This is a genomic window from Bradyrhizobium sp. 14AA, from assembly GCF_054185205.1.
Map to the genome: position 1 here is coordinate 22,551 of NZ_JAVAYM010000049.1, position 6,303 is coordinate 28,853.

Annotated in this window: 5 protein-coding genes; 1 reads left to right on the top strand and 4 read right to left on the bottom strand. The window is 65.9% G+C overall.

Annotated features, from left to right (window positions below; all coding sequences use genetic code 11):
- Positions 1-22: 22 nt before the first annotated feature.
- Positions 23-532 carry an Lrp/AsnC family transcriptional regulator gene (locus tag RAD15_RS42140; protein WP_458184585.1) on the top strand — a complete coding sequence of 170 codons (510 nt, stop codon included), beginning with the start codon at positions 23-25 and terminating at the stop codon, positions 530-532.
- Between the two features lie 169 nt (positions 533-701).
- Here the strand turns inward: RAD15_RS42140 and RAD15_RS42145 are convergent, their stop codons facing one another.
- From RAD15_RS42145 to RAD15_RS42160, 4 genes are all read right to left on the bottom strand, one after another.
- Complete coding sequence (locus tag RAD15_RS42145) at positions 702-2,201, bottom strand: phosphomannomutase/phosphoglucomutase (RefSeq protein ID WP_458184586.1); 1,500 nt, start codon at positions 2,199-2,201, stop codon at positions 702-704.
- Positions 2,202-2,402: 201 nt separating this feature from the next.
- On the bottom strand, positions 2,403-2,915 hold the full coding sequence (locus RAD15_RS42150; protein WP_458184587.1) for a TIGR02281 family clan AA aspartic protease: 513 nt from the start codon (positions 2,913-2,915) through the stop codon (positions 2,403-2,405).
- A gap of 119 nt (positions 2,916-3,034) precedes the next feature.
- Positions 3,035-5,512, bottom strand: a complete 2,478-nt coding sequence (gene hrpB / locus RAD15_RS42155; protein ID WP_458184588.1) for an ATP-dependent helicase HrpB — start codon at positions 5,510-5,512, stop codon at positions 3,035-3,037.
- Between the two features lie 138 nt (positions 5,513-5,650).
- Positions 5,651-6,303: UDP-glucose dehydrogenase family protein (locus RAD15_RS42160; RefSeq protein ID WP_458184589.1), on the bottom strand; the 653-nt coding region annotated here is incomplete at its 5' end.

A 6,303-nucleotide genomic window follows, 5' to 3' on the forward strand; every position in this document is an offset into this window, starting at 1 on the left:
GAAATGGAACAAAGTTCTTCAAATGACTGACCTCGCTGTCCAGCTGCCCGAGACCAGCCGCCGCCTCGATGCCATCGACCGCAAGATTCTGATGGTCCTCCAGGAGGATGCCTCGCTGTCCGTCGCCGAGATCGGCGACCGCGTCGGCCTGTCCTCCACCCCCTGCTGGAAGCGCATCCAGCGCCTCGAGGCCGACGGCGTGATCATCAAGCGGGTGGCCCTGGTCGATCAGAACAAGATCGGGCTCGGCATCTCCGTGTTCGTGTCGGTGGAAAGCTCCGACCATTCCGACGCCTGGCTCAAGAAATTCGCCGAAGCCGTCAGCGCCATGCCCGAGGTGATGGAGTTCTATCGCATGGCCGGCGACGTCGACTACATGCTGCGCGTCGTGGTCGCGGACATGCAGGCCTATGACGTGTTCTACAAGAAGCTGATCGCCGCCGTGCCGCTGAAGAACGTCACCTCGCGCTTCGCGATGGAGAAGATCAAGTCGGTGACGGCGCTGCCGATCCCGGCGGTGGTGGCGGCTTAGCTCTTCTTCACCACACGGAAGCTGTCATCGCCCGGCCTTGACCGGGCGATCCAGTATTCCAGAGACGTCAATCGTATTCGGAAAGGCCGCTGCGTACTGGATGCCCCGCTCCCGTGCGCAATTGCGCACTAGGCGGGGCATGACAGCGGCGTGGTGAACGCCGACTTTCTCAAATCGTCTGATTGTATTCGCCGACTTCGGGATGGGTGCGGAGCACGCTATTCACCATCTCGAACATGTCGTGCATGCGCTGCTCGGAGACCGGGCTCTCGACCACGACCACCAGCTCGGGCTTGTTGGAAGAAGCCCGCACCAGGCCCCAGCTGCCATCTTCCACCGTGACGCGCACGCCGTTGACGGTGACGAGATCGCGGATCGCCTGGCCGCCGATCTTCGCGCCCTTGGCCTGCAGGCCCTCGAAGTGCTTCACGACCTGGTCGATGACGCCGTATTTAGTCTCGTCGGCGCAGTGCGGCGACATGGTCGGCGACGACCAGGTTTTTGGCAGCGCGTTCTTCAAATCGGCCATCGACTTGCCGGGCGCGCGGTCGAGCATGTCGCAGATCGCGATCGCCGACACCAGGCCGTCGTCATAGCCGCGCCCATAGGGCTTGTTGAAGAAGAAGTGGCCGGACTTCTCGAAGCCGGCGAGCGCGCCGGTCTCGTGGGTGCGGCGCTTCATGTAGGAATGACCGGTCTTCCAATAGGCGGTCCTGGCGCCCTGCTTCTGCAGCACCGGATCGGTGATGAACAGGCCCGTCGATTTGACGTCGACGATGAACTGCGCGTCCTTGTGGATCGCCGACATGTCGCGCGCCAGCATCACGCCGACCTTGTCGGCAAAGATCTCCTCGCCGGTGTTGTCGACGACGCCGCAGCGATCGCCGTCGCCGTCGAAGCCGAGGCCGACATCGGCCTTGTGATGCAGCACCGCGTCGCGGATCGCGTGCAGCATCTCCATGTCTTCCGGATTCGGATTGTATTTCGGGAAGGTGTGATCGAGCTCGGTGTCGAGCGGAATCACCTCGCAGCCGATCGCCTCCAGCACCTGCGGCGCGAACGCGCCGGCGGTGCCGTTGCCGCAGGCCGCGACGACCTTGAGCTTGCGCGTCAGCTTCGGACGGCTGGTGAGATCGGCGATGTAGCGCGCCGGGTAATTCTCGTGGAACTGGTAGGAGCCGCCCGCCTTGTTCTTGAACTCGGCGTTGAGGACGATCTCCTTCAGCCGCGTCATCTCGTCGGGACCGAAGGTCAGCGGACGGTTGGCGCCCATCTTCACGCCGGTCCAGCCATTGTCGTTGTGCGAGGCGGTGACCATGGCGCAGCAGGGCACGTCGAGGTCGAACTGCGCGAAATAGGCCATCGGCGTCACCGCAAGCCCGATGTCGTGCACCTTGCAGCCGGCCGCCATCAGGCCGGAAATCAGCGCGTATTTGATCGAGGCCGAGTAGCCGCGGAAATCGTGGCCGGTGACGATCTCCTGTTTGACGCCGAGCTCGGCAATCAGCGCGCCCAGCCCCATGCCGAGCGCCTGGATTCCCATCAGGTTGATTTCCTTCTGGAACAGCCAGCGCGCGTCGTACTCGCGAAAGCCCGTCGGTTTCACCATCGGCTCGGATTCGAAGGCGTAGGTGTTGGGCAGCAAGACGGATTTCGGCTTGGGAAACATTGAGCGGTTCTCGTGGAAAGGGCAGGATTTGACGCAGCCTTAGCGAATGCCGGGCCGCAGCGGAAGGCGGGAATGGCAGCTTATGGCTTATAATTGCGGCAGTTTGGTAACGGGAAAGCGCTGCCCCGCGCGAAACTTCCGCGAGCGCCGTCCAAAAAATAGTGCGAACGACCGTTCGTCAGCGCGAGCTCTTGAAGCCGCTTATTGCTCCAGCACCATCTGGCCGTTGGCGTATTCGAAGCGCTTGAGGCGGGACAAGAAGGAGAGGCCGAGCAGGTTCTCGGACAGCGCCTCGTCGGGCAGCACCATGGCGTCGACGTCACGGACGATGAGGCCGCCAACATCGAGCATGGCGATGCGGGTGCGCGCGGCCTTGATGGTGCCGTTGGCGGTCGAGACGGCGGCGTTGTAGTCGCTGCGCGAGGGGCGGAGACCGAAGCGGGCGGCCGAGGTCTCGTTCAGCGCAACCACGGACGCGCCGGTGTCGACCATGAAGCCGATGCGCTGGCCATCGATCCGGCCCTCGGTCTGGAAATGACCGCGGCCGTCGCGGGAAATGGCGAGGCTGCGGCCGCCGGCCGGCGTGGCCGCCGCAACCGCGACCATCGTGCGCGGCACCGCGGTGGCCGACGCAGAGCTCATCTTGTCCGCCATCTGCGCCATGAAGGTGCCGAGGCCGATCATGATGGCCGCGAAGATCATTATGTTACGCATCACACCGCTTCCGAGCCGGAAAGCCCGATTTCACCACGCGACACGCCCGGCCGCGAGCGAAGCCGCGGTCAGGGCGCTGCTATTTTGACGAAAAGGATGAGCGAACGGTTAATGGGCCTTCACGTGCCGCGCGGCTTTGCCCGCCGTGTCGGCAGGGCACTTGCCGGATCGTCCGGCCAGGGATGGCGCGGATAACGGCCGCGCAGATCGGAGCGTACCGCGGCGTAGCTGCCGCGCCAGAAACCTGGCAGATCGCGCGTCACCTGCACCGGGCGTTGCGCCGGCGACAGCAATTCCAGCACCAGCGGCACCTTGCCGGCCGCAATCGAGGGATGGGTGTTGAGGCCGAACAGTTCCTGGAGCCGCACCGCGATGGTCGGCCCCTGCTCGGCCTCGTAGTCGATCGCGAGCACGCTGCCGGTCGGCGCCTCGAAATGGGTCGGCGCCTCGCGATCGAGCCGCGCGCGCATCTCCCAAGGCAGCAGCGCCATCAGCGCGTCGGAGAGATCGCCGGGGGAGATGTCCTTCAGCGCGATCTTGTCGTAGAGCGCCGGCACCAGCCAATCGTCGCGCCGCGCGATCAGCCCGTCGTCCGTGAGATCCGGCCAGCTATCGCCCTCGGCCTTGCGCAGGAACATCACGCGGTCGCGCCATTGCTTGGCGGCCTTCGACCAGGGCAGCCGGTCGAAGCCGGCGGCGATCAGGCCATCGGCAAAAATCCGCGCGGTGTCCTCCGAGGGCGACACGGCCAATGTGGCCTCGGAGAGCGTGATCGCATGCAGCGCGCGCTTGCGCCGCGCGCGCAGCGCCATCGCGCCACGATCGAACGAGATCTCGTCGACGGTCTCGATGTGCTCGGCGAAATGTCGCTCGATGTCATCCTGCGTGATTTGGGCTGCGAGCAGGATACGTCCGCTCGCGGCCGTTCCCGTCATCTCGCCGATTGCAATGTAGGGCGCGCGGGCGAGCGAGGAGGTTTGATCGACGGCGGCGCCGCGGCCGTTGGCCAGCACAAAACTGCCATTGCCGCGATTGCGCGCGACGCGGTCCGGGAAGGCATAGGCGAGCATCAGTCCGGTGGAGAGATCGTCCTCAGCGGTCACGGCCTTTTCTGATGCCGCCACCTGCGAGGCCCAGCGCCGCGCCAGATCGCGCGCGCTCGCCGCGCGTGGCGAGCGATCGCGGCGGAACTGGTCGCGGCGGTGCTCGAGATCGACACTGTCGCCGCCAAGCCCGCGCTCGGTGATGATGGCGGCAATCTCCGCGGCGGCTTCGCCCTCGCCGGCACGATGCGAATCCACGATCATGCGCGCCAGCCGCGGCGGCAGCGCCAGCGCGCGCAGGCTTTTTCCTTCCGCGGTGATACGGCCATCGCCGTCGAGTGCGTTGAGCTCGCTGAGAAGGCTCTTGGCTTCCTTCCAGGCCGGCTGCGGCGGCGGATCGAGGAACGACAGCGCAGAGGGATCAGCAACGCCCCATTGCGCGAGATCGAGCACCAGCGAGGACAGGTCCGCGCTGAGGATTTCCGGCTGGGTGTAGGGCGCGAGCGAGGCGGTCTGCGGCTCGTCCCAGAGCCGGTAGCAGACACCGGGCTCGGTGCGGCCGGCGCGGCCGCGGCGCTGGTCCACCGCTGCACGCGCGGCGCGCACGGTCTCGAGCCGCGTCAGGCCGATATCGGGCTCATAGCGCGGCACGCGGGCGAGACCGGAATCGACCACGATGCGCACGCCTTCGATGGTCAGCGAGGTCTCCGCGATCGAGGTCGCCAGCACCACTTTTCGCGAGCCCTTCGGCGCCGGCGCGATGGCGCGATCCTGCACGGCGGCGTCGAGCGCGCCGAACAATGGCACGATTTCGATGCTGGCATCCTGCACGCGCTCGGTCAGAAAATTCTGGGTGCGGCGGATTTCGGCGGCGCCCGGCAGGAACGCCAGCACCGAGCCACTGTCCGCGCGCAGCGCAGACGCAATCGCATCCGCCATCTGCCGCTCGATCGGCGCGTCCGCCTTGCGGCCGAGATAACGCGTCTCGACCGGAAAGGCGCGGCCCTCGCTCTCGACGACGGGCGCTTCACCGAGCAGTCTTGCGACACGGGCACCGTCGAGCGTCGCCGACATCACGAGGATACGTAGATCCTCGCGCAGGCCGGTCTGCGCGTCGCGCGCCAGCGCAAGGCCCATGTCGGCATCGAGCGAGCGCTCATGGAATTCGTCGAACAGGATCGCGGCAATGCCGGAAAGTTCGGGGTCGTCGAGGATCTGGCGGGTGAAGATACCTTCGGTCACGACCTCGATGCGCGTCGCGCGCGAGATCTTCGAGCCGAAGCGGACGCGATAGCCGACGGTTTCGCCGGCGCGCTCGCCAAGCGATTTGGCCATGCGGTCGGCGCTGGCCCGTGCCGCGATACGTCGCGGCTCCAGCACGATGATCTTCTTGCCGTTGGCCCAGGGCGCATCGAGCAGCGCCAGCGGCACGCGCGTGGTCTTGCCGGCGCCGGGCGGGGCTACCAGAACGGCCGCGTTATGCGCCTCCAGCGTGCGCGAGAGGTCGTCGAGCACGGCGTCGATCGGGAGGGGCGTGTCGAAGTTGCGGGGCAAGGTCTCGGTCCGTCATCACCGCCCTGTGCGCAGACGCGCACCGGGCGAATGATCCAGTAAACTCAGATCCCGATCATCACGAAGATCGGGATTACTGGATACCCCGCCTTCGCGGGGTATGACAATCGTATGTAACAATCAGCCCTGGACTGGCGGCCGGCCGACGCTCTCGTAGGTGAAGCCGGCGGCGCGCATGTCGTCGGGGCTATAGATGTTGCGGAGATCGACGACGACGGGCTGCGTCATGGTCGCCTTCAGCCGGTCGAGATCGAGGCCGCGGAACTGCACCCATTCGGTGACGACGACCAGCGCATCGGCTCCTTCAGCGCAGGAATAGGCATCCTCGCAATAGGTGATGCTGGGCAGTTCGCCCTTGGCCTGCTCCATGCCGACCGGATCGAACGCCCGCACCTTGGCGCCCATGTCGATCAGGCCCGTGACGAGCGGGATCGACGGCGCATCGCGCATGTCGTCGGTATCCGGCTTGAAGGTGAGACCAAGCACCGCGATGGTCTTGCCGCGCAGCGAGCCGCCGAGCGCCTGGCTGACTTTGCGCGCCATCGCGCGCTTGCGGTTCTCGTTGACCGCCAGCACGGATTCGACGATGCGCAAGGACACGTCATAGTCCTGCGCGATCTTGATCAGCGCCTTGGTATCCTTCGGAAAGCACGAGCCGCCGAAGCCGGGACCGGCATGCAGGAACTTGGTGCCGATGCGGTTGTCCAGGCCAATGCCGCGCGCGACCTCCTGCACGTTGGCGCCGACTTTTTCGGAGAGGTCCGCGATCTCGT

What these genes read in the sequence shown, in the direction of transcription:
- RAD15_RS42140 (WP_458184585.1), top strand. Translation starts at nt 23, where the DNA reads ATGACTGACCTCGCTGTCCAGCTGCCCGAGACCAGCCGCCGCCTCGAT.
- RAD15_RS42150 (WP_458184587.1), bottom strand. Translation starts at nt 2,915, where the DNA reads ATGCGTAACATAATGATCTTCGCGGCCATCATGATCGGCCTCGGCACC.
- RAD15_RS42145 (WP_458184586.1), bottom strand. Translation starts at nt 2,201, where the DNA reads ATGTTTCCCAAGCCGAAATCCGTCTTGCTGCCCAACACCTACGCCTTC.